This window comes from Variovorax paradoxus (assembly GCF_022009635.1).
In the GTDB taxonomy this organism is placed as follows: domain Bacteria; phylum Pseudomonadota; class Gammaproteobacteria; order Burkholderiales; family Burkholderiaceae_C; genus Variovorax.
Genome location: NZ_CP091716.1, coordinates 4,812,992 through 4,833,161, shown reverse-complemented (window position 1 = coordinate 4,833,161; position 20,170 = coordinate 4,812,992). Strand labels below are relative to the sequence as shown.

Below are 20,170 nucleotides of genomic sequence, written 5' to 3'. Positions count from 1 at the left end.
TAGGTAAACGATGCGCCCGGCAATTCGATTCAGGCGGTTTTCGATTCCGGCAGGATGGACGTGAGCGCGAAGTCGACCAGGTGCAGCCAGGTTGCTTCCAGGCCCATGATGTTGTGGTGGTCGGAGTCGGGAACCGTCTGCACGCTGATGGGCGTGGGCCAGGCCGCGATCAGCTTCTGCGAGCGCTCGGGCAGCACCACGTCGTCTTGCGCGGCCAGCAGTACCTGGGTCTTGGCGGCCACTTCCTTGCAGTGCTCGAGAGAGTTGAACTGGTGGCGCAGCAAGAGCGACAGCGGCACCAGCGGAAAGCGCCGCTTGGCGACTTCCAGCATGGAGTCGTAGGGCGTCACCAGCTGCAGGCTCGCGAAGTCCTGCCGCGCCACGAGCTGGATGGCCACGCCCGTGCCCAGGCTGCGGCCGACCACGTGCAGGCGGGCCTGCGGATAGGCGCGGCGCAAGTGCCTGGCGAACTGGCTCGCGTCTTCCACCGAAGCCGTCTCCGACGGATGCCCCTGCGAGTCGGCCACGCCGCGGTAGTTGAGCGCCGCGAAGCCGAAGCCTTCGGGCAGCCAGTGCAGCATCTGCGCGGTGGCGCGCACGTCTTCGCCCCGGCCCGCGAAATAGATGAAGAGGTCTTGCAGCGCGGCTTCGCCCTGCGGGTGGTAGACGTAGCCGCGGACCATGCCGCCGGGCACCGTGTGGGAGTAGGTGGAGAAGTCGTCGGACAGGTGCACGACCGGCAGCTTGCGGGCATTGAAGAGGATCTGGCCCTGGCGCGTGGCCAGCAGGGTCCAGTACGCCGCGATGCTGCCGATGGCCGCGGCCGAAGCCGAGAGCGCGATGCGGGAGACTTTGGATGACAAGTTGTGTGCTCCGGGGAGAGGTGTGAGGCCCGAGTTTCGCCGTTCTTCGAGAGTGTGAACTTGCGTGCTCAGGAGTTGAACTGCTGGCAGATGCGTAGATTGCGTTTTACGATGCGGTGCAGTTCAAACAGTCAGGAAGTACACCCGATGTCATCCACCGAAGTCACCTTGCCCGAGCAACTGCTGCGCGCACTCGAACTCCAGAGTCACGCGCCCGTCGCCCGAATCGGCGAAGCACTGGTTTCGCTGGGCATGGTCAGCGACGAGCAACTGCGCGAGGGCCTGGTCCGGCAGCGGCTCGAACCCCAGGTGCCGCTGGGCGAGATGCTGGTGCGCATGGGCGTGGTGAGCCACGGCCAGTTGCAGACCGCGCTGGTGCGCAAGATGGGTTATCCGCTGGTGAACCTGAATCTCTTTCCCGCGGCCGCCGATGCGCTGCGCAAGGTGGGCCACGGCGTGGCCCGGCGCCTGCAGGTCATGCCGCTGATGCTGCACCAGGGGCGGCTCGTCGTCGCGCTCGACGACCCGAGCAGCCGGCATTCGGCGCTCGAGGAGATCGAATTCATTGCGCAGATGAAGGTCACTCCGGTGGTGGGGCAATGCCTGGACCTCGACAGCGTGCTGGGCGCGGCCTACGAAAAAATCGGCGAGCCTTCCATCGGCATCTTCTCGACCAATGTGGACCCGGGGCGCCCGCTGGAGTTCGACCTGGCCGGCACCAGCGAACTGCTGCAGACCCTCGAGAAAGAAGGCCCTGCCTCCGCGCCCCCCGCCGAGGCACCCATCGAGCAGTCGGACAACTCGCTGGTGCGCATGATCAACAGCATGATCCTGGAGGCGCACCGCGAGGGCGCCTCGGACATCCACATCGAAAGCTACCCCGGCCAGGAAAAGACCCGCATCCGGTTTCGCCGCGACGGGCTGCTCTACACCTACCTGGAGCTACCGCCGAGCTATCGCAACGCGATCGTCGCGCGCGTGAAGATCATGTGCGACCTCGACATCAGCGAGAAGCGCAACCCGCAGGACGGCAAGATCAACTTCGCCAAGTACTCGCCGCAGCATCGCATCGAACTGCGCGTGGCGACCATCCCGACCAACAACGGCCTGGAAGACGTGGTGATGCGCATCCTGGCGTCCTCCAAGCCGATTCCGATGAGCGAGCTGGGCCTGTCGCCGAACAACCTCGCGCAGCTCACGAAGGCCGTCGAGCGGCCCTACGGCATGGTGTTGTGCGTCGGCCCCACCGGCTCGGGCAAGACCACCACGCTGCACTCGGCGCTGATGCAGATCAACACGCCAGAGCGAAAGATATGGACCGCGGAAGACCCGGTCGAAATCACCCAGCCCGGCCTGCGGCAGGTGCAGATCAATCCCCGCATCGACTGGACCTTCGCCAAGGCGCTGCGCGCCTTCGTGCGCGCGGACCCGGACGTCATCATGGTCGGCGAAATCCGCGACGAGGAAACCGCCAAGACCGCGATCGAGGCGTCGCTGACCGGCCACCTGGTGCTGTCGACCCTGCACACCAACAGCGCGCCCGAGACCGTGACGCGCCTGCTCGACATGGGCATGGACCCGTTCAACTTCGCGGACTCGCTGCTGGCGGTGCTGGCGCAGCGGCTGGTGCGTCGCCTGTGCAGCCGCTGCACCAGCAGCAGCCCGGCAAGCTCCGAGAGGATCGAGGAACTGCTGGACGACTACCTGCATGCCTTCGGCACCCGCGAGGACGACGCGGGCCGGCAGCGCAATGCGGTGCGCGACGTCTGGCTGCGCCGCTACGGGCGCGAGGGGCGGCTGCACGCCTACACCAGCGTCGGCTGCAAGCACTGCGGCGGCACGGGCTTCAAGGGGCGCGTGGGCATCCACGAACTCATGGTGATGTCCAAGACGCTGCGCCGCCTGGTGCAGACCGGCGCGCGCGCCGAAGAACTCCAGCTGGCGGCGCTGCAGGAGGGCATGCGCACGCTGCGCCAGGACGGCATCGAGAAAGTGCTGGCCGGACACACGACCGTGGAGGAAGTGCGCGCGACCAGCAATGTGTGAGGGCGGCGCCGGGTTGGTGGCCCGGCGGCCTACCGGAATCAGTAGAAATTACAGATTCGCACCGATTCGTCGTTGACCGGGCGGGGTACTGGAGCAAAATCTTTTGCATACATACCAAGGCAACACCGCCAAAAGCGCCATGACACTCGACGAACTCTTTGCCAATGACGAGTCGCTCCCTACCGTTCCCAGGGTGGTGTCCGACCTCATAGAGATGCTGCGCGACGACGACGTGCCCTTCGCGGCCATCGCCCACCGCATCGAGCTCGACCAGGTGCTTGCGGCCAAGGTGCTGCAGATGGTCAATTCGCCGTTCTTCGGGCTGCCGCGCAAGGTCTCGTCCATCCAGGGCGCGATCCTGATGCTCGGGCTCTCGGCCATCCGGTCGTTCGTGGTGAGCTCGGGCCTGTCGGGTTCGTTCCGGAAGGTGGAGGGCGTCAAGTTGCCGGAGTTCTGGGCCCACAGCCTGCGCGTGGCTTCGGTCTCCAGGTATCTGGCTTCCAAGACCCGGCGCGTCGATCCCAACCTGGCTTTCACCGCGGGCAGCATGCATGCCATCGGTCACCTGATCATGGCGCAGGCCATGCCGGAGCGCATGGCTTCATTGAACGCCACCCATCCCTTCGACGCACTGGGCCGTGCGCAGCTCGAGCTGGTCGAGTTCGGCTACCACTACGGCGACGTGAGCGCCTCGCTGGCGCGCCGCTGGGAATTCGCTCCCGAACTGGTCAACGCGCTTTCCAGCTTCGTGACCCAGGCCAAGGCGGAGCGCCCCGATGCGCTCGGCGGCATTCTTCACATGGCCGTGTGGCGCGTGGCGCTGGAGCGCCAGGGCGTGGACCTGAGCAACCTCGGCGCCCTCTGGCCCACCCAGTCGGCGATGGCCATCGGCATCACCGAGGACATCGTGCAGGGCATGCCGGCACCGCGCGTGCTGGCCGCGGACCTGGAGTCGATGATCGCCTGAGCGGCGTCTTCAGATATTCAGCGGCGCGAACGACTTCACCAGGTCGTCCAGCGCCTTGATCTGCGCAAGGAACGGCTCCAGCTTGTCCAGCGGCAATGCGCTCGGGCCGTCGCACTTGGCCTGTGCCGGGTCCGGATGCGCTTCGAGAAACAGCCCCGCCAGCCCCACCGCCATGCCCGCGCGCGCCAGGTCGGCCACCTGTTCGCGGCGACCGCCCGACGCTGCGGCGCCGGCTTCGCGCTGCTGCAGCGCATGCGTCACGTCGAAGATGATGGGCAGGTTCTGCGTGACCTTCTTCATGACGCCGAAGCCCAGCATGTCCACCACCAGGTTGTCGTAGCCGAAGCAGGTGCCGCGGTCGCACAGGATCAGCCTGTCGTTGCCGGCTTCTTTGAACTTCTCGACGATGTTGAGCATCTGCGGCGGGCTCAGGAACTGCGGCTTCTTGATGTTGATGGCGCGGCCCGTCTTGGCCAGCGCCACCACCAGGTCGGTCTGGCGCGCGAGGAAGGCGGGCAGCTGCAGCACGTCGACCACCTCGGCCACGGGCGCGGCCTGCGCGATTTCGTGCACGTCGGTGATCACGGGAACGCCGAAGGCGTCCTTCACGGCCTGGAGGATCTTCAGGCCCTCGTCGAGGCCGGGGCCGCGGTACGAGTGGATCGACGAGCGGTTGGCCTTGTCGAAGCTGCCCTTGAAGACATAGGGAATGCCCAGCTTGCCGGTGACGCGCACGTACTCTTCGGCGCTGCGCAGGGCCAGGTCTTTGGACTCGAGGACGTTGACGCCGCCGAACAGCACGAAGGGGCCGTCGTTGCGGACGTGGACGTTGGGGGTGATGGTGACAGTGGTCAAGGTTTTCTCCTGGCTAGGTGCCGATTGTCCGTCCGGTCGGGCTTGCGGGGCCAAACGCGAGCCTGGCGAAGCGTTCGCCGATGCGCCGGTGCGAGGGCGCGTCGGGGTGAAGGCGGTCCGGCAGCGGCAGTTCCGCGAAGTCTTCGGGGCCGTACAGGGCCAGCCCGTCGATGTAGTGCAGGTTCGGATCCTGCGCCGCGCGTTGCCCCACGATGCGTTGCAGTTCCTGGCGGATGTAGGTCAGCGTCAGTTTGCCGGCGCTGCGCTCGGCTGCGTCGCCGGTTGCCTTGAACATCACCTTGCCCTCCGCCAGGGCGCTCGGGTCGAATGCGCCGGGGCCGGGCGTGTCCTCGTGGATCGGGCAGTAGATGGGCGAAACCACCAGCAGCGGCGTGTGCGGATGCCCTTCGCGGATGGTGTCGAGAAAGCCGTGCACCGCTGGCGTGAAGGCCCGCGCGCGCATCAGGTCGGTGTTGACCAGGTTGATGCCGATCTTCAGGCTGATCACGTCGGCAGGGGTGTCGCGCATCACGCGCGCGGTGAACGGGTCGAGCAGCGCACTGCCGCCGAAGCCCAGGTTGACCAACTCCAGCGCGCCGAGCGACGCCGCCACCGCAGGCCAGATGGCCGTGGGGCTGCCCGCATTGGAGCCATGGCTGATCGAGCTGCCGTGGTGCAGCCAGACCTTGCGCGCATCCCCCGCGAGGGGCTCGACCGGCGCGTTGGCACGCAGCGCCACCAGTTCGGTGGTCTCGTTGTGGGGCAGCCAGATCTCGATGCGCTTGGCGCCGCCGGGCAGACCGCCGAACCGCAGCGTGCCCGCCGGGCCTTGCTGCTTCGACGCCGTGCCGGCCGCCATGTCGATGGTGACGACATCGCCGCCGGTCGCGCTGGCCTGCCGTGCGAGGCGGCCGTCGACCAGCAGGTCGTACACGCCCTGCGGCCGGGGCGGAATGCCGGCGTACACGTAGCGGGTCGGGAGCACGTCGAGTTCGATGTCCGTGGCCTCGGTGCGAAACGCCAGCCGCACGCCCGAGGGCTGCGACTCGGCCATGGCCAGTTGCGGGTCGTTGCATTGGGCGCGTGCCCATGCGGGCAGGCGGTGCGGCAGCAGGCCGCGCGCGGTGCGCTCGAATTCCAGGGCGCCGCGCAGCAGTTCAGGGGTCACGGGCGTGGCAGTCCGCGCGTGCTTGTCGTTCGTCGTCATGCCGCCGATTTTCCGGCAGGCATCAACCCCCCGGCGCCACCGTCAGGTAAAGCGTCGTCAGCGTGCCGGCCACCGGGCGCAGCAGCTTCAGCAGCAGCGGCCGTCCGTAGCCTTCGCCGGCCAGGCGCTTGAGCAGGTCAGACAGCTGCGCCAGCGGCGTTCCGTCGCAGCCGATGAGGATGTCGCCGCTGCGCAGCCCGTCGCGCGCCGCCGCCGAGCCGGCCACCACCTCGACCACCCGCAGGCCGGTGCCGACGGACCATTCGTTTTCGCGCACCCAGCGCCGGGGCAGGGCCATCGCCGCGCACTGCACGCCCAGCTTGCCGCGCCGCACCGCGCCGTGGCGCATCAGCTCCCCGGCCACCCAGCGCGCGGTGTCGATGGCCACCGCAAAGCTCAGGCCCTGGGCCGACGGAATCACCGCCGTGTTCACGCCGATGACCTGCGCGGCGCTGTCGAGCAGCGGTCCGCCCGAATTGCCGGGGTTCAGCGCCACGTCGGTCTGGATCACGTCCTCGATCATCCGGCCGCCGCGCGAAGGCAGGCTGCGGCCCAGCGCGCTCACGATGCCGGCGGTCACGGTGAAGTCGAAACCCAGCGGATTGCCGACCGCCACGGCCAGCTGGCCGGGCTGCAGCGCCGCGGAACTGCCCAGCGGCAGGAAGGCGCTGGTGTGCGACTCGATGCGCAGCACCGCCACGTCGGTCGAGGCGTCGATGCCGACCAGGCGCGCCGGGCTCTCGGTGCCGTCCGAAAAGGCTGCGCGCAGCTCGCTCGCGCCTTCGACCACATGGGCATTGGTGATGGCGAAGCCGTCCGGCGTGAAGAGAAAGCCGGAGCCGCTGCCCTGGCCGCCCGCGTTGCCGCGCTGGGGCTGTTTTCGGACCTTGATGTGCGCGACCGCCGCGCTGGCCGTGTGCGCCACCCGTGTGACGGTGGCCGAGTAGGAATCGAGCAGGAATTCGTCTTCGCGTGCGCCCATGTGAGCACCTCTTTCAGTCGCCAGGATCTCCGGGAGTTCAGGAGAAATGGCGGCGCGAAAGAGCTTTTCAAGCGCCGGGGCAGGCGCTCGGACAGGGACTCAGGCGGCCCCGGGGCGCGCCGCGGCCTGCGCGGTCGGCGAATGCTGCAACGCGGCGGGCAGGCGGTCGTCGAGCCAGTTCATGCGCCAGGCCAGCAGCGTCACCGCCAGCACCAGCACCGCCAGCGCGGCCACGCCGGTCGCGCCGTGGCGGTCTCGGTAGGGGTCGCGCACGATGCGCCTGGCACCCGGCGGCACCCGCGCTGTCTGCGAGAGCATGCCGCCCAGCCGCACATTCACCTTCATGCGCCCGTTGATGGCCCAGCCGCTGGCGTCGAGGATCGGCCCCAGGCTGCGCTGGCGCAGCTTGAGCCATGCGATCAGCATGCTCGGCCCCGAGATGGCGAGCACGATGCCCAGCAGGGCCACCGGTATCCATTGCCCCAAGTCGACGAACTTGCCGAAGATGGCCACCAGCACCGCGCTGATGCTCCCCAGCGCCACGCCGATGGCGGCCACCGTGCCCACGTCGACACGGCCGGTGGGGCGGGGCGCGGCGGCCGGCGCCTTGGCGGCGTCCGCGGCCTGGTCGGCGGTCGTGAGCTTGGTCGCGAAACTCGTCAGGCTGCCCTGGCCGGCGGCGTCCTGCGCGGCGGCGCGCTTGGCCACCTGTTCCTCGATCACGCGCACGAACTTCTTGTACGGCGCGAAGAAGGCCTGCGCCACGCTGGTCGGGTTCTCGATCAGCTTGGTGATGGTGGCGTCCCAGTCGCGGCCCTGACGGTCGTAGAACACGCCGTTGCGCCCGACGAACAGGAAGTCGATGTCGCCCGCCGTGAAGGCCGCGGCAATGCTCATCTTCGCGCCCTGGCGGGTGCAGTCGCAGTAGGCCAGGCAGGTCTTCGCCAGGCCCGCGAGCACCGCGTGTTTGGCCGTGTCCTGCACCTGTACCGTCAGCTCGCAGCTGCGGCCGTCGAGAAACAGCGTGCCGGCCTGGAAGATCGCGCCTTCGCGCCGGTAGAAGGCCTTGAACGACACGAAGTTGTCCAGCAGCACCACCAGGTCGCGCTGCAGGCGGATCAGCTTTTCCAGGTCGACCAGCAGCGTGTTGTGCTCCTCGGCGGCTTCGTCGTCGTGGATCAGCGCGAGCAATGCTTCGCGGGTCTCAAGCAGCGCGTCGAGCTTGTCGAGCGGCAGCGCGGCGGCCCAGTTGTCGGGGCGCCTGGCCATCAGGGCCTGCAGCGGCGCGAGCTTGCGGCGAATGGCGAGCCACTCTTCCTCGGCCAGTTCCTCGCGCGCGCCGAGCAGCGGCGCCACGCTGCGCTCGGCAAAGGCGGCCACCGCATCGGCCCACGCGGGGTTGAGGGCGGTGCCGCTCAGCGGCAGCACGCAGCGCGGCGTGACCGGGGCCAGCGGCAGCTCGGCGATGGGCTCCGCGTGCAGGTCCAAGCTGTTCGCGCCGAGCGCGTCATAAGCCTTGGCCGAGGGGTTGAGCGCGGTCACGGCCTGCGCGTCGAAGGCGGCCACGCGGCATCGCGCGAAAAAGTCGTCGAGCTTGGCCTGCACCTTGAGCGCCGCGTCGGCCGCGGCTAGCGTGGGCTCGCCCAGCGGCATCAGCTCGGCGTTGCCGGCGTCGGCCTGCGCATGCCAGTCGCGCGCGGTCTGCACCTCGGCGAAGAAGGCTTCGACGCGGGCGCGGTCCACGCCGGGCGTCTCCTTGTGGCGATCGGGCACGCTGCCGTGCAGTCGCATCACTTCGGAGATGGTGGCGCGCACGGCATCGTCCTGCGCGGTGTCGGGCGTGACCACGCCGTCGCCGTTGAAGCGCATGGCCGCCAGCAGTTCGCCGCGGTCGGCAATGTCGGCGAGCGTGAGCGTCTGCGCATCGGGCTTGCCCTGGATCTGCAGCAGGCGGCGCGCTTCCTCCAGCAGCCGCGCGCCGGCGGGGTTGCTGTCGTCCAGGTCGCCCAGCGTCAGCACGTCGCTGCCTTGCAGCAGCACGTCGGGGTTGCGCAGGCGCGCGCAGACCCACTCGCAGGCCGCGACCACTTCGGGCGGGCGTACGCGGCCGTCGCGGTCGGTGTCGATCAGGTCGAGGGTGCGCGTGTCGAAGTCGATGCCGCGCGTCGGGCAGGCGAGCGCCACCCAGAGCTTCTGGTCGAGTTCCGCGATGCGGGCGATGTCCTCGCCGGTGCGAAAGATGACCTGGTCGGCGCCGCCTGTGCGGATGAACTGCCAGCGATGCGGGGTTTGCGAGGAGGCGGAGGCGTCGGAGCTCGGGGAACTGGGTCGATTGGGCATGGCGACACCGTAAGGGACCGCGCGCGACGCATTTGAGGACACAGGGCGCACAGCCATGTCGTCCGAGGCCGACATGCGATGCGCGCATGGGGCAGGCCTCGTAGGTCTTGTCCGTCCCGAGGAGGCGGCATTCGCTTCGAATCCGCTTGCCCGGGCTTCGATAAGTTGGGAATCGACGGTTGTCCCGTCCCTCGTATTCCTCCCTTTGCGAGGGCTTCGCTGCGTGACAGCAACGAGGCTTGGACCCGGCCCTGGTGCCGGGTTCTTTTTTGCGCGACGAAAGCCCCGCGCGCCTTCACGAAGGCTTCAGTCTCCGTTGAGGGATTCTTCAGGTGGGCCGCGCACACTGCGCTGCACCTACAACACGAAGAATCCGCCCTTGAAAAACATCCTTCTCCTGATTGCCGCCGCCACCCTGATGGCGGGCTGCGGCCACGACAACCACCGGCGCGACCGCGATCGCGACCACAACGGCATCCCCGACCGCTACGAGCGCAATCGCGACAGCGATGGTGACGGCGTGCCCGACCGCTACGACCGCCGGCCCTACGACCCGCGCAAGAACTGACCGGGTCAGGTCCGCTGTCGCAACGCGAGCACCGACAGCCCCGCCGCGATGAAAGTGAGGCCGGCCCCCACGTTCAGGCCGGTGCCCACGCGCGGATGCCGCCGCAGCCACGACGACAGCCGGAACGCGAAGCAGCCCAGCACGGTGAAGATCAGCGCGGTCAGCACCGCGAAGATCGCGCCGTACACCAGCATCTGCAGCGCCACCGGCCCGCGAGCCGCGCTCACGAACTGCGGCAGGAAGGCCAGCACGAACAGCCCCGGCTTCGGGTTCAGCACGTTCGACAGCAGCCCCGTGAGGAACACCTTGCGCAGCGGCTGGTGGGCACCCGGCTCGAACGACACCAGGTTGCGCGACGACAGCGCCTTGTAGCCCAGCCACAGCAGATACAGCCCGCCGACCGCCTTCACGGCCCAGAACGCCACGGGCGATGCCTGGATCACCAGCGACAGGCCCAGCGCCGCCGCCGCGGTGTGGAACATGATGCCCAGCCCCGCGCCGACGGAAGACAGCGCTGCCGCCGCCTTGCCCTGGCTCAGGCCGCGGCTGATGGCCAGGATGTTGTCGGGTCCGGGGGCCATCACGACCACCAGGCAGGCCGCGATGTAGGCGAGCAGAACGTCTTGGGGGAACATCGGATTCATCCTTGCTTGGCGGGTGTCAGTCAGGGGGCCTTGGGCCGCGACGAGGGTTCCCACGAATCGGGCGTGGTCGCCACCAGCGACTTGAAGTCCTTCCACGGCCGCGCGCCCGGAATGGTGCGCGCGCCGATGATCACCGTCTTCGCGAACAGCACCATGCGCTCGCGCAGGTAGTCGCGGTCGGACGCGGGCCAGGTCTCGATGGAATGCGGCCCGCGCGCCAGCACGATCTCCTTCAGGCCGCGGATGCGGTTGTAGGCCGCCACGGTGCCCTCGAGCGTCTCGGCGCGGTCCCACAGGCCCTTGCCGAAGAAGGCGGCGGGCCAGCGGTCCATGCCCGCCAGCGTGGACGAGTTCGGATAGAAAACGATGTGGTGGTCCGCCGCCATGCCGCCCAGGAACAGGTTGCGGTCGGCAAGGTCGGGCGAGTCGCCCACGTAGCCCGCGCCGCTGGCAAACGACGACAGCAGGATGGTGCCGTGGATGTTCTTCAGGCCCTTGGGCGGCGTGCAGTTGGGCTGGGGCATGTCGAAGGTGCATTCGGCCACGTAGTTCTTGGTCATGGCCCAGGCGGTCGACATCGAGCCGCGCGAGTAGCCGCCGAGCACCAGCGGAATCTCGTTGGCCTTCATGCCCGCCAGCAGCCGGCCGCGCGCGTTCTCGCCCTCGAACAGTTCGCCCGATGGCGCGAGCAGGCGCAGGCCGCGTCCGCCCTCCAGCGCCGCCAGCGCGCGGAACACGTCCTCGCCTTGCTCCAGCGTGTTGGTGTCGCTGAAGCCGCCCGACAGGCCTTCGCCGCGCCGGTCGTAGGCCAGCACGTCGAAGCCCGCCTGGTTCAGCGCATACAGGTTCTCGCGCCACCAGCGCTGGCCCATGGTCTCGGTGGTCGCGTTGGGAAAGTTGATGGGAACAGTCTTGCCGGTCTTCTCGTCGATGCGGTAGGCCACCTCGTCCGGATGCTGGATGGCCGTGAGCTGCCCGCCGCCGCCCGGCGCCATGATGGCCAGGGCGCGGACCTTCTTGCCCTTGCCGTCGTCGATGCCGGCGCCCTCGATGTACCAGCCGCGCAGCTTGATGTCGCCGGTCATCTTCAGGTCGATGCGCTCGAAGGCGTCGTGCGGCGCGGTGAACTCCACGATCCAGGTGCGGGCGTCGGCCTCGGCGATGCCTTCGCGGTACGGCGCCTTGGCGAAGAAGGCGGGCCGGCGGATCTGCTTCAGGTCGACATTGCCGTCCGGATCGATCTTGCCCGACGGGTCGACCACGCCGGTCGAGCGCGTGGCGCGCTCCTTGTTGGGCGGCAGCCAGCGCTGCATCTGCGCGTCGATGCGCTTGAAGCACACGGGGTCTTCCTTGCAGGCGCGCCAGCGGGCCTTGAGCTTGTCGTCGGTGAATTCGCTGACGTAGTAGTCGCCGCCCGCATAGCCGGGCGGCGGGCGGTTGGCCGTCATGAGCACGGGCACGCATTCCTTGGCGCCGGAGCCCTTGGGGCCTTGCCCCAGCAGGTAGCCGCCCATCATGGCGTTGCGGTCGGTGCCGACCCAGGCGGTGCAGTCGGTGGGCGGCGGGGTGCTGGCGGTGGCCTGCCGCTGGGCCTCGGTGGGGGCGGTGCAGGCGCCCAGCAGCAGGGCCGAGGCGGCGAGGGCGCAGGCCGCGGCGCGGCGATGCAGGACAAGGAGGCTCGGAATCTTCTGTGCAGTCATCGAGGCGGATGTTCCAGGGAAAGGTGCAGAACCGAAGGTGCCGATCTTCGCCGCATCCGCGCGCTAAAGCCACCGCAGAAGCCCCGTCCGGCTGCAAGCGCACGCCGCCTTTTCTGTAGGACATTTCCTGCACGCGCATGCGCCAATTTCCACTCTTCATCGGCCTGCGGCGCGCGCTCAATCGGCGCCGAATTCACAGGAGACAAGACAGATGAATTTCGAAGGCATCTACTGCTTCGATACGGCGAGCGTGCGCTTCGCCTTCTATCCCGAAGGCCCCGGCGGCCCGCGCGTCATCGCGCAGATTTCCGAAGAGACGCTGCACGACGAGTTCGGTGCGCGCGAAATCGGCGACCGTTTGCTGGAAGCCTGCCGAAAGCACTTCCACGCAATAGAGCCCGCCGCCATCGCGCGCTACCGCAGCGAGCCGCGCCGTCCGATCACGCTCACCATCGACGACTTCGCGCTGCACGCCTGAGCCGGCGCGGCGCCTGAAGGGACACGGGCAACTCTCCGACAAGGCGAGGCGGCTCAGGCCGTAACCACGGTCACCGGCATCCCAGCAAATTGGCGTTCAAGCCAAGCGAGAACCGCAGTCGTTCCCCACGCGGCCGTTGCCCCGACGGCCCCTGACTGCTGCCTTGCTGGCCTTCAATCAAGGAATGCCGGTGCCTTTGAACCATTCACTCCCTGGCGAGCGAGACGCCTACCTTTTTCACGAAGGAACCCACGCGCGGCTCTACGACCTGCTGGGTTGCCATCCGCAGCCAGGAGGCGGCGCCCGCTTCGCCGTATGGGCGCCGAACGCCGAGTCGGTCTCGGTGGTGGGTGACTGGAACTACTGGTCCGGCGACGCCGATCCGCTCGCGCCCAGCCCCGACCACACCGGCATCTGGCTGGGCCACGTACCCAACGCGGGGCTCGGGCAGGCCTACAAGTACCGCATCCGCTCGCGCCACGGCGGCTTCACCGTCGACAAGGCCGACCCGGTGGCCTTCAGCGCCGAGCATCCGCCGGCCACCGGCTCGCGCATCTGCGAACTCGCCTACGAATGGGGCGACGACGAATGGATGGCGACGCGCGGCATGCACAACTCGCTCGAGGCGCCGATGTCGGTCTACGAGGTGCACCTGGGCTCCTGGCGCCGGCATGACGGGCAGTTCCTGGGCTACCGCGAGATCGCGCACGAACTGGCCGCGTACGTGAAGAAGATGGGCTTCACGCATGTGGAGCTGATGCCGGTGACAGAGCATCCGTTCTACGGCTCGTGGGGCTATCAGACCACCGGCTACTTCGCGCCCACCGCGCGCTACGGCTCGCCGCAGGACTTCATGTACCTGGTCGATCACCTGCACCAGCAGGGCATCGGCGTGCTGCTCGACTGGGTGCCTTCGCACTTTCCGACCGACGAGCACGGCCTTGCGTTCTTCGACGGCACGCACCTGTACGAGCATGCCGATCCGCGCCAGGGCTTTCATCCGGAGTGGAACTCCAGCATCTTCAATTACGGCCGGCCCGAAGTGCGCAGCTTCCTGGTGTCGTCGGGGCTGTTCTGGCTCGACCTGTACCACCTGGACGGGCTGCGGGTGGACGCCGTGGCCTCCATGCTCTATCTCGACTACGCGCGCAAGCACGGCGAGTGGATTCCCAACCGCCACGGCGGCCGCGAGAACCTGGAGGCCATCGATTTCCTGCAGACGCTGAACCGCGCCGTCTACCGCGAGTTTCCGGACACGCTCACCGTGGCCGAGGAGTCGACCGCGTGGCCGCGCGTCTCGCGCCCCACCGACATGGACGGCCTGGGCTTCGGCGAGAAATGGAACATGGGCTGGATGCACGACACGCTGGCCTACATGAAGGAAGACCCGGTCAATCGCAAGTACCACCACCACAAGCTGACCTTTTCGCTGGTGTATGCCTTCCACGAGAACTTCGTGCTGCCGCTCTCGCACGACGAGGTGGTGCACGGCAAGGGCTCGCTCATCAACAAGATGCCCGGCGACAGCTGGCAGCAGTTCGCCAACCTGCGCGCGCTGTTCGGCTACATGTGGGCGCACCCGGGCAAGAAGTTGCTCTTCATGGGCGGCGAGTTCGGCCAGCGCCGCGAATGGACGCACGACGGCGAGCTCGAATGGTGGGTCACGCAGCAGCAGGGTCACGGCGGCCTGCAGCGGCTGGTGGCGCAGCTCAACCGCGTGTACCGCGAGTCGCCCGCGCTGCACCAGCTCGACTTCTCGGCGGCCGGCTTCGAATGGATCACCGCCGACGACGCCGAGCGCAGCGTGTTCGCTTTCCTGCGCAAGGCGAGCGACGGCAGCCCGCCGCTGCTGGTGGTCTGCAACATGACGCCGGTGCCGCGCACCAATTACCTGCTGGGCGTGCCGCCGGGCGAGGGCGGCGGCTTCTGGCGCGAACTGATCAACACCGACGCGGCCGAGTTCGGCGGCGCCGGCTGGGGAAACCTCGGCGGCGTGGAGGCCGCGCCGGTGCGCTCGCACGGGCGCATGCAGTCGGTGTGCCTGACGCTGCCGCCGCTGTCCACCCTGATCCTGGAACAACGGCCGTCACCATGAAGAACATCTTCTCGACCCGCAACGCAGCCAGCGTGGCCCCCGACGCCAGCGCTGGCACCGACACCAACCCCGGCGGCAACGTGCGCGCCGTGATCGACGCGGTGCTGCCGGCCGTCGACAACGGCCGCTTCGCCGTGAAGTGCGTGGCCGGCGAGCGGGTGCGCGTGCGCGCGCACTGCTTCACCGACGGCCACGACGTGCTGCGCGTGCAGCTGTGCTGGCGCGCGCAGGACCAGGCCGAGTTCCGCGAGGTGCCCATGAAGCCGCTGGGCAACGACGTGTGGGAGGCCGTCTTCTCGCCGCCCGCGATCGGGCGCTACGTGTACACCGCCGTGGCCTGGGTCGACCCGTTCGAGTCCTGGCGCAGCGAGATGACGCGCCGCGTCGACCCCGACGACGTTCGCATCGCATCCGAAGTCGGCGCGGCCGAGGTGGCCGCCGCCGCCGCGCGCGCCGAGGGCGCCGACCGCATCGCGCTGCAGCGCTGGGCCACCGAACTCGAAGCCGTGGCCGCCGCGCCCGGCACCGACGCGGTGTCGCTCAAGGCGCTGGCGCTCGACGAGGAACTGGCAGAGCTCGCGCGCCGCCACCCCGATCGCCGCCACGCGGTGCGCCACCCGGTCGAGCTGCCGCTGGTGGCCGACCGCGAGCGTGCCCGCTTCAGCACCTGGTACGAACTGTTCCCGCGCTCGGCCGGCATGGAGCCCGGCGTGCACGGCACTTTCAAGGACGTGGAAGCGCGCCTGCCCGCCATCGCCGGAATGGGCTTCGACGTGCTGTACTTTCCGCCGATCCATCCCATTGGCCGCATGCAGCGCAAGGGCCCGAACAACAAGCTGGTGAGCGGCCCCGAAGACGTGGGCAGCCCCTGGGCCATCGGCGCGGCCGAGGGCGGGCACAAGGACATCCTGCCCGCGCTGGGCACCGCCAAGGACTTCCGCCGCCTGCTGGCGCGCGCGGCCGACCATGGGCTGGAGATCGCGCTGGACATCGCGTTCCAGTGCGCGCCCGATCACCCTTACGTGACGGCGCACCCCGACTGGTTCCGCTGGCGCCCCGACGGCACGGTGCAGTACGCCGAGAACCCGCCCAAGAAGTACCAGGACATCTATCCCTTCAACTTCGAGAGCGAAGACTGGCGTGGCCTGTGGGCCGAACTCAAGAGCGTGCTCGACCACTGGGTGGGCGAGGGCGTGCGCATCTTCCGCGTCGACAACCCGCACACCAAGGCCTTCCCGTTCTGGGAGTGGGCGATCGGCGAGGTCAAGCGCGAGCACCCCGACGTGATCTTCCTGGCCGAGGCCTTCACCCGCCCCAAGGTGATGCACCGGCTGGCCAAGCTGGGCTTTTCCCAGAGCTACACCTACTTCACCTGGCGCAACACCAAGGAAGAACTGGTGGAGTACTTCACCGAGCTGTCGACCGCGCCGGGCATCGATTACTTTCGCCCCAACGTATGGCCCAACACGCCCGACATCCTGCACGAGCAGCTGCAGCACGGCGACGCCCCCACCTACATGGCGCGGCTGGTGCTGGCGGCCACGCTGTCGGCCAGCTACGGCATCTACGGGCCGGCCTACGAGCTGCGCGAGCATCTGCCGCGCGAGCCGGGCAGCGAGGAATACCTGGACTCCGAGAAGTACCAGTTGCGCCACTGGAACCATGACGATCCCGAAAGCCTCGCGCCCTTCATCGCGCGGGTGAACCGCATCCGCCGCGAGAACCCCGCGCTGCACGGGGACCGCACGCTGCGCTTCCTGCACATCGACAACCCGCAGCTGCTGGCCTATGCCAAGGCCTCGGCCGACGGCGCCAACGTGGTCGTGACCGTGGTCAACCTCGATCCGCACAACGCCCAGTGGGGCTGGCTGGGGCTCGAACCCGGCAGCGTGGGCGTGAACCCGCCTTCGCGCGTGTTCCAGATGCACGACCTGCTCAGCGGCCAGCGCTTCCAGTGGCAGGGCGACTGGCACTACGTGCGGCTGGACCCGCACAGCTGCCCCGCGCACGTCTTCGTCGTCCGTCGGCGTCATGGCGACGAGCGCGACTTCGATTACTTCCTTTGAGAGGTCGCTCGCCCATGAATGCACCCGTCTCGCACATCGCACTGGAAACCGTCGAGATCGACAACAGCGACGACCCGCTGTGGTATCGCGACGCGGTCATCTACCAGCTCAACGTCAAGGCCTTCTTCGATTCCAACAACGACGGCATGGGCGACTTCCAGGGCGTGACCGCCAAGCTCGACTACGTGAAGGAGCTGGGCGTCAACACCATCTGGCTGATGCCGTTCTACCCCTCGCCCTTACGCGACGACGGCTACGACATCTCCGAGTACGAAGACGTGCATCCGCAGTACGGCACCCTGGCCGACTTCCGCGAGATGCTGGCCGAGGCGCACAAGCGCGGCCTGCGCGTCATTACCGAGCTGGTCATCAACCACACCTCGAGCGAGCACCCGTGGTTCAAGGCCGCGCGCCTGGCGCCACCCGGTTCGCCCGAGCGCGACTTCTACGTGTGGAGCGACACCGACCAGCTCTACCAGGGCACGCGCATCATCTTCACCGACACCGAGACCTCGAACTGGACCTGGGACCCGGTGGCCAAGCAGTACTACTGGCACCGCTTCTTCAGCCACCAGCCCGACCTGAACTTCGACAACCCGGCGGTGATGGAGGCGATCTTCAAGACCATGCGCTTCTGGCTGGACATGGGCGTTGACGGCTTCCGGCTCGACGCTATTCCTTACCTGGTGGAGCGCGACGGCACCAGCAACGAGAACCTGCCCGAGACGCACGCGGTGATCAAGCGGCTGCGCGCGGCCATCGACGCACAGTACAAGAACCGCTTCCTGCTGGCCGAGGCCAACATGTGGCCGGAAGACGTGCGCGAGTATTTCGGCGACGGCGACGAATGCCACATGGCCTACCACTTCCCGCTGATGCCGCGCATGTACATGGCCATCGCGCAGGAAGACCGCCACCCCATCGTCGAGATCATGGCGCAGACGCCCGACATTCCCGAGGGCTGCCAGTGGGCCATCTTCCTGCGCAACCACGACGAGCTCACCCTCGAGATGGTGACCAGCAAGGAGCGCGACTACATGTACACCATGTACGCCGCCGACATGCGCGCGCGCATCAACCTGGGCATCCGCCGGCGCCTGGCGCCGCTGATGGAGAACGACCTGGACCGCGTGAAGCTCATGAACGGCATGCTGCTGTCGATGCCGGGCTCGCCCATCATCTACTACGGCGACGAGATCGGCATGGGCGACAACGTGTTCGTGGGCGACCGCAACGGGGTGCGCACGCCCATGCAATGGAGCCCCGACCGCAACGCCGGCTTCTCGCGCGCCGACCCGCAGCGCCTGTACCTGCAGCCCATCATGGACGCGATGTACGGCTACGAGGCGCTGAACGTCGAGACGCAGGCGCGCGACGCCAGCTCGCTGCTGAACTGGACCAAGCGCATGTTGGCCGTGCGCAAGACCAGCCACGCCTTCGGGCGCGGCAGGCGGCGCTTCCTGAAGCCGGGCAACCGCAAGATCCTGGCTTACCTGAGCGAATACGACGGCGACGTGATTCTGGCGGTGTTCAACCTCTCGCGCGCGGCGCAGCCGGTGGAGCTGGACCTGTCGGAGTTCAAGGGCCACGTGCCCATCGAGATGCTGGGCCGGGCGCCGTTTCCGCCCATCGGCGAACTGCCGTACCTGCTCACGCTGTCGTCGTACGGCTTCTACTGGTTCAAGCTCACGGCCGAGGCCGACGCGCCGAGCTGGCACGACCAGGGCGTGGCGCTGCAGGAGTGGCCCACGCTGGTGCTGTTCGACGGCTGGACCAGCTTCTTCCGCGACCGCGTGATGCCTTGGCGCATCGGCATGTCCGAGCGCATGCGCAGCCAGTTCGAGCTGGAGACGCTGCCGCGCCACATCGAGATCCAGCGCTGGTATGCATCCAAGGGCACCGCCATCGAGCGCGCGCGCATCGTCGACCATGCGGTGTGGGAGGTGAACGGACAGAGCTGGATGCTGCCGCTGCTCGCGCTCGACGGGCCGCCCGGCGGCGCCACCTACTTCATGCCGCTGGCGCTTGCATGGGAAGAGCGCGACGAAGAGCGCATGGCCGGCGTGGCGCAGGCAGCGCTTGCCAAGGTGCGCCAGCAGGCGCAGGTCGGGCTGATGGGCGATGCCTTCTACGACGAGGCCTTCTGCCGCGAACTGGTGCGCGCCATCGGGCAGGGGGCCGAGCTGGCCACCGGTGGCGGCAAGCTGGTGTTCAAGCCCACGGCCGCGTTCGCGCGCCTGGGCATCGACCTGGACGCGCTGCCCGTGGGCCGGCCCAGCGGCGTGAGCAGCAACACCGTGGTCACGCTCGACGAGACGCTCTTTCTCAAGGGCTACCGCCATGTGCGCGAGGGCATCAACCCGGAGCTGGAGATGGGCCGCTTCCTCACCGAAGTGGCGCGCTACCCGCACTGCGTGCCGGTGCTCGGCGCGCTCGAATACATGAGCGCCGACGGCCGCACCATGACGCTCGCGATGGTGCAGAGCTATGTCGCCAACCAGGGCGACGGCTGGGACTACACGCTGGGCTACCTCGAGCGCTTCCTGCGCGACGTGGCCACCACCGACGGCGCGGTCGACGCGCCCGACGTGCTGGCGGTACACGGCGGCTTCCTGGCGCTGATCGGCACGCTGGGCCGCCGCACCGCCGAGCTGCATCGGGCGCTGGCCACCCGCAACGGCGCGGCCGCCTTCGACCCCGAGCCGCTGTCGGCCACCGATGTCGCGGGCTACCGCACGCACGCCGCCGGCGACGCCACCGCCACGATGGCACTGCTGCGCGAGCGCATCGGCACGCTGCCGCCCGCCGCGCAGGCGGATGCCGAAGCGCTGCTGCGCGCCGCCGACACGCTGCAGGCCAACATTGCCGCGCGCCGCTTCGTGGGCGAGGGTGGCGGCGGTGCCGCGCTCAAGAGCCGCTACCACGGCGACTACCACCTGGGCCAGGTGCTGGTGAAGGACAACGACTTCATCATCATCGACTTCGAGGGCGAGCCCGCGCGCAGCTTCGAGGAGCGCCGCGCCAAGAGCTCGCCGCTGCGCGACGTGGCGGGCATGCTGCGCTCGTTCAACTATGCGCGCTGGTCGGCGCTGCGCCGCGTGGCGCAGAGCCCTGAAGAGGCCGAGAAGCTGGCCGCGCCCGCCATCGCCTGGGAGCAGGCCACGCGGGACGCCTTCATGAAGGGCTATGCCGGCACGCTCGCCCAGCCGGATGGCGCGCCCATCGACGGCGAACTGCTCGCGCTTTTCGAACTGGAGAAGGCGCTGTACGAACTGCGCTACGAGCTCAACAACCGCGCCGACTGGGTGCAGGTGCCGCTGCACGGCGTGCTCGCGCTCATCCAGCCGAACGGGGCCTGA

Annotated in this window: 14 protein-coding genes; 7 read left to right on the top strand and 7 right to left on the bottom strand. The window is 68.5% G+C overall.

All coding sequences use genetic code 11. The features are described from left to right. Positions 1-29 precede the first annotated feature (29 nt). Positions 30-863, bottom strand: a complete 834-nt coding sequence (locus tag L3V85_RS22280) for an alpha/beta hydrolase (protein WP_237674880.1) — start codon at positions 861-863, stop codon at positions 30-32. A gap of 147 nt (positions 864-1,010) precedes the next feature. Here L3V85_RS22280 and L3V85_RS22275 point away from each other — a divergent pair, with 147 nt between their 5' ends. Together L3V85_RS22275 and L3V85_RS22270 are read left to right on the top strand one after the other, a co-directional pair. Next, the gene (locus L3V85_RS22275) at positions 1,011-2,909 is read left to right on the top strand and encodes a GspE/PulE family protein (protein WP_237674879.1); all 1,899 of its coding nucleotides are present in this window, start codon (positions 1,011-1,013) and stop codon (positions 2,907-2,909) included. 139 nt (positions 2,910-3,048) lie between these two features. Next, positions 3,049-3,876, top strand: a complete 828-nt coding sequence (locus tag L3V85_RS22270; RefSeq protein ID WP_237674878.1) for an HDOD domain-containing protein — start codon at positions 3,049-3,051, stop codon at positions 3,874-3,876. A gap of 9 nt (positions 3,877-3,885) precedes the next feature. Here L3V85_RS22270 and kdsA read toward each other — a convergent pair whose 3' ends face one another. The 4 genes from kdsA to L3V85_RS22250 all read right to left on the bottom strand — a co-directional run bounded on the left by kdsA (position 3,886) and on the right by L3V85_RS22250 (position 9,260). After that, a complete protein-coding gene (kdsA, locus tag L3V85_RS22265; protein WP_237674877.1) occupies positions 3,886-4,731 on the bottom strand; it encodes a 3-deoxy-8-phosphooctulonate synthase in 846 nt (281 codons plus the stop codon). Between the two features lie 13 nt (positions 4,732-4,744). Then, positions 4,745-5,938 carry a GDSL-type esterase/lipase family protein gene (locus tag L3V85_RS22260; RefSeq protein ID WP_237674876.1) on the bottom strand — a complete coding sequence of 398 codons (1,194 nt, stop codon included), beginning with the start codon at positions 5,936-5,938 and terminating at the stop codon, positions 4,745-4,747. Positions 5,939-5,960: 22 nt separating this feature from the next. Further along, the gene (locus L3V85_RS22255) at positions 5,961-6,920 is read right to left on the bottom strand and encodes a S1C family serine protease (protein ID WP_237674875.1); all 960 of its coding nucleotides are present in this window, start codon (positions 6,918-6,920) and stop codon (positions 5,961-5,963) included. A gap of 99 nt (positions 6,921-7,019) precedes the next feature. Next, the gene (locus L3V85_RS22250; protein ID WP_237674874.1) at positions 7,020-9,260 is read right to left on the bottom strand and encodes a hypothetical protein; all 2,241 of its coding nucleotides are present in this window, start codon (positions 9,258-9,260) and stop codon (positions 7,020-7,022) included. 379 nt (positions 9,261-9,639) lie between these two features. On the opposite strand from L3V85_RS22250, the gene L3V85_RS22245 reads away from it, so the two are divergent. After that, positions 9,640-9,828 carry a hypothetical protein gene (locus L3V85_RS22245; protein ID WP_237674873.1) on the top strand — a complete coding sequence of 63 codons (189 nt, stop codon included), beginning with the start codon at positions 9,640-9,642 and terminating at the stop codon, positions 9,826-9,828. Between the two features lie 5 nt (positions 9,829-9,833). Here the strand turns inward: L3V85_RS22245 and L3V85_RS22240 are convergent, their stop codons facing one another. Beyond that, positions 9,834-10,463 (bottom strand): LysE family translocator, encoded by a 630-nt coding sequence (locus L3V85_RS22240; RefSeq protein WP_237674872.1) that lies wholly within the window; start codon positions 10,461-10,463, stop codon positions 9,834-9,836. Between the two features lie 29 nt (positions 10,464-10,492). Continuing rightward, on the bottom strand, positions 10,493-12,172 hold the full coding sequence (locus L3V85_RS22235; RefSeq protein ID WP_237674871.1) for a lysophospholipase: 1,680 nt from the start codon (positions 12,170-12,172) through the stop codon (positions 10,493-10,495). A gap of 211 nt (positions 12,173-12,383) precedes the next feature. Between L3V85_RS22235 and L3V85_RS22230 the strand changes: the two genes are divergently transcribed. From L3V85_RS22230 to treS, 4 genes are all read left to right on the top strand, one after another. Next, positions 12,384-12,650, top strand: a complete 267-nt coding sequence (locus L3V85_RS22230) for a hypothetical protein (protein WP_237674870.1) — start codon at positions 12,384-12,386, stop codon at positions 12,648-12,650. A 184-nt stretch (positions 12,651-12,834) separates the two neighbouring features. After that, on the top strand, positions 12,835-14,745 hold the full coding sequence (gene glgB, locus L3V85_RS22225) for a 1,4-alpha-glucan branching protein GlgB (protein WP_237674869.1): 1,911 nt from the start codon (positions 12,835-12,837) through the stop codon (positions 14,743-14,745). Next, complete coding sequence (locus L3V85_RS22220; RefSeq protein ID WP_237674868.1) at positions 14,742-16,811, top strand: alpha-1,4-glucan--maltose-1-phosphate maltosyltransferase; 2,070 nt, start codon at positions 14,742-14,744, stop codon at positions 16,809-16,811. The genes glgB and L3V85_RS22220 overlap by 4 nt, the downstream gene beginning before the upstream one ends. Positions 16,812-16,825: 14 nt before the next feature. Continuing rightward, the gene (treS, locus tag L3V85_RS22215) at positions 16,826-20,170 is read left to right on the top strand and encodes a maltose alpha-D-glucosyltransferase (RefSeq protein ID WP_237674867.1); all 3,345 of its coding nucleotides are present in this window, start codon (positions 16,826-16,828) and stop codon (positions 20,168-20,170) included.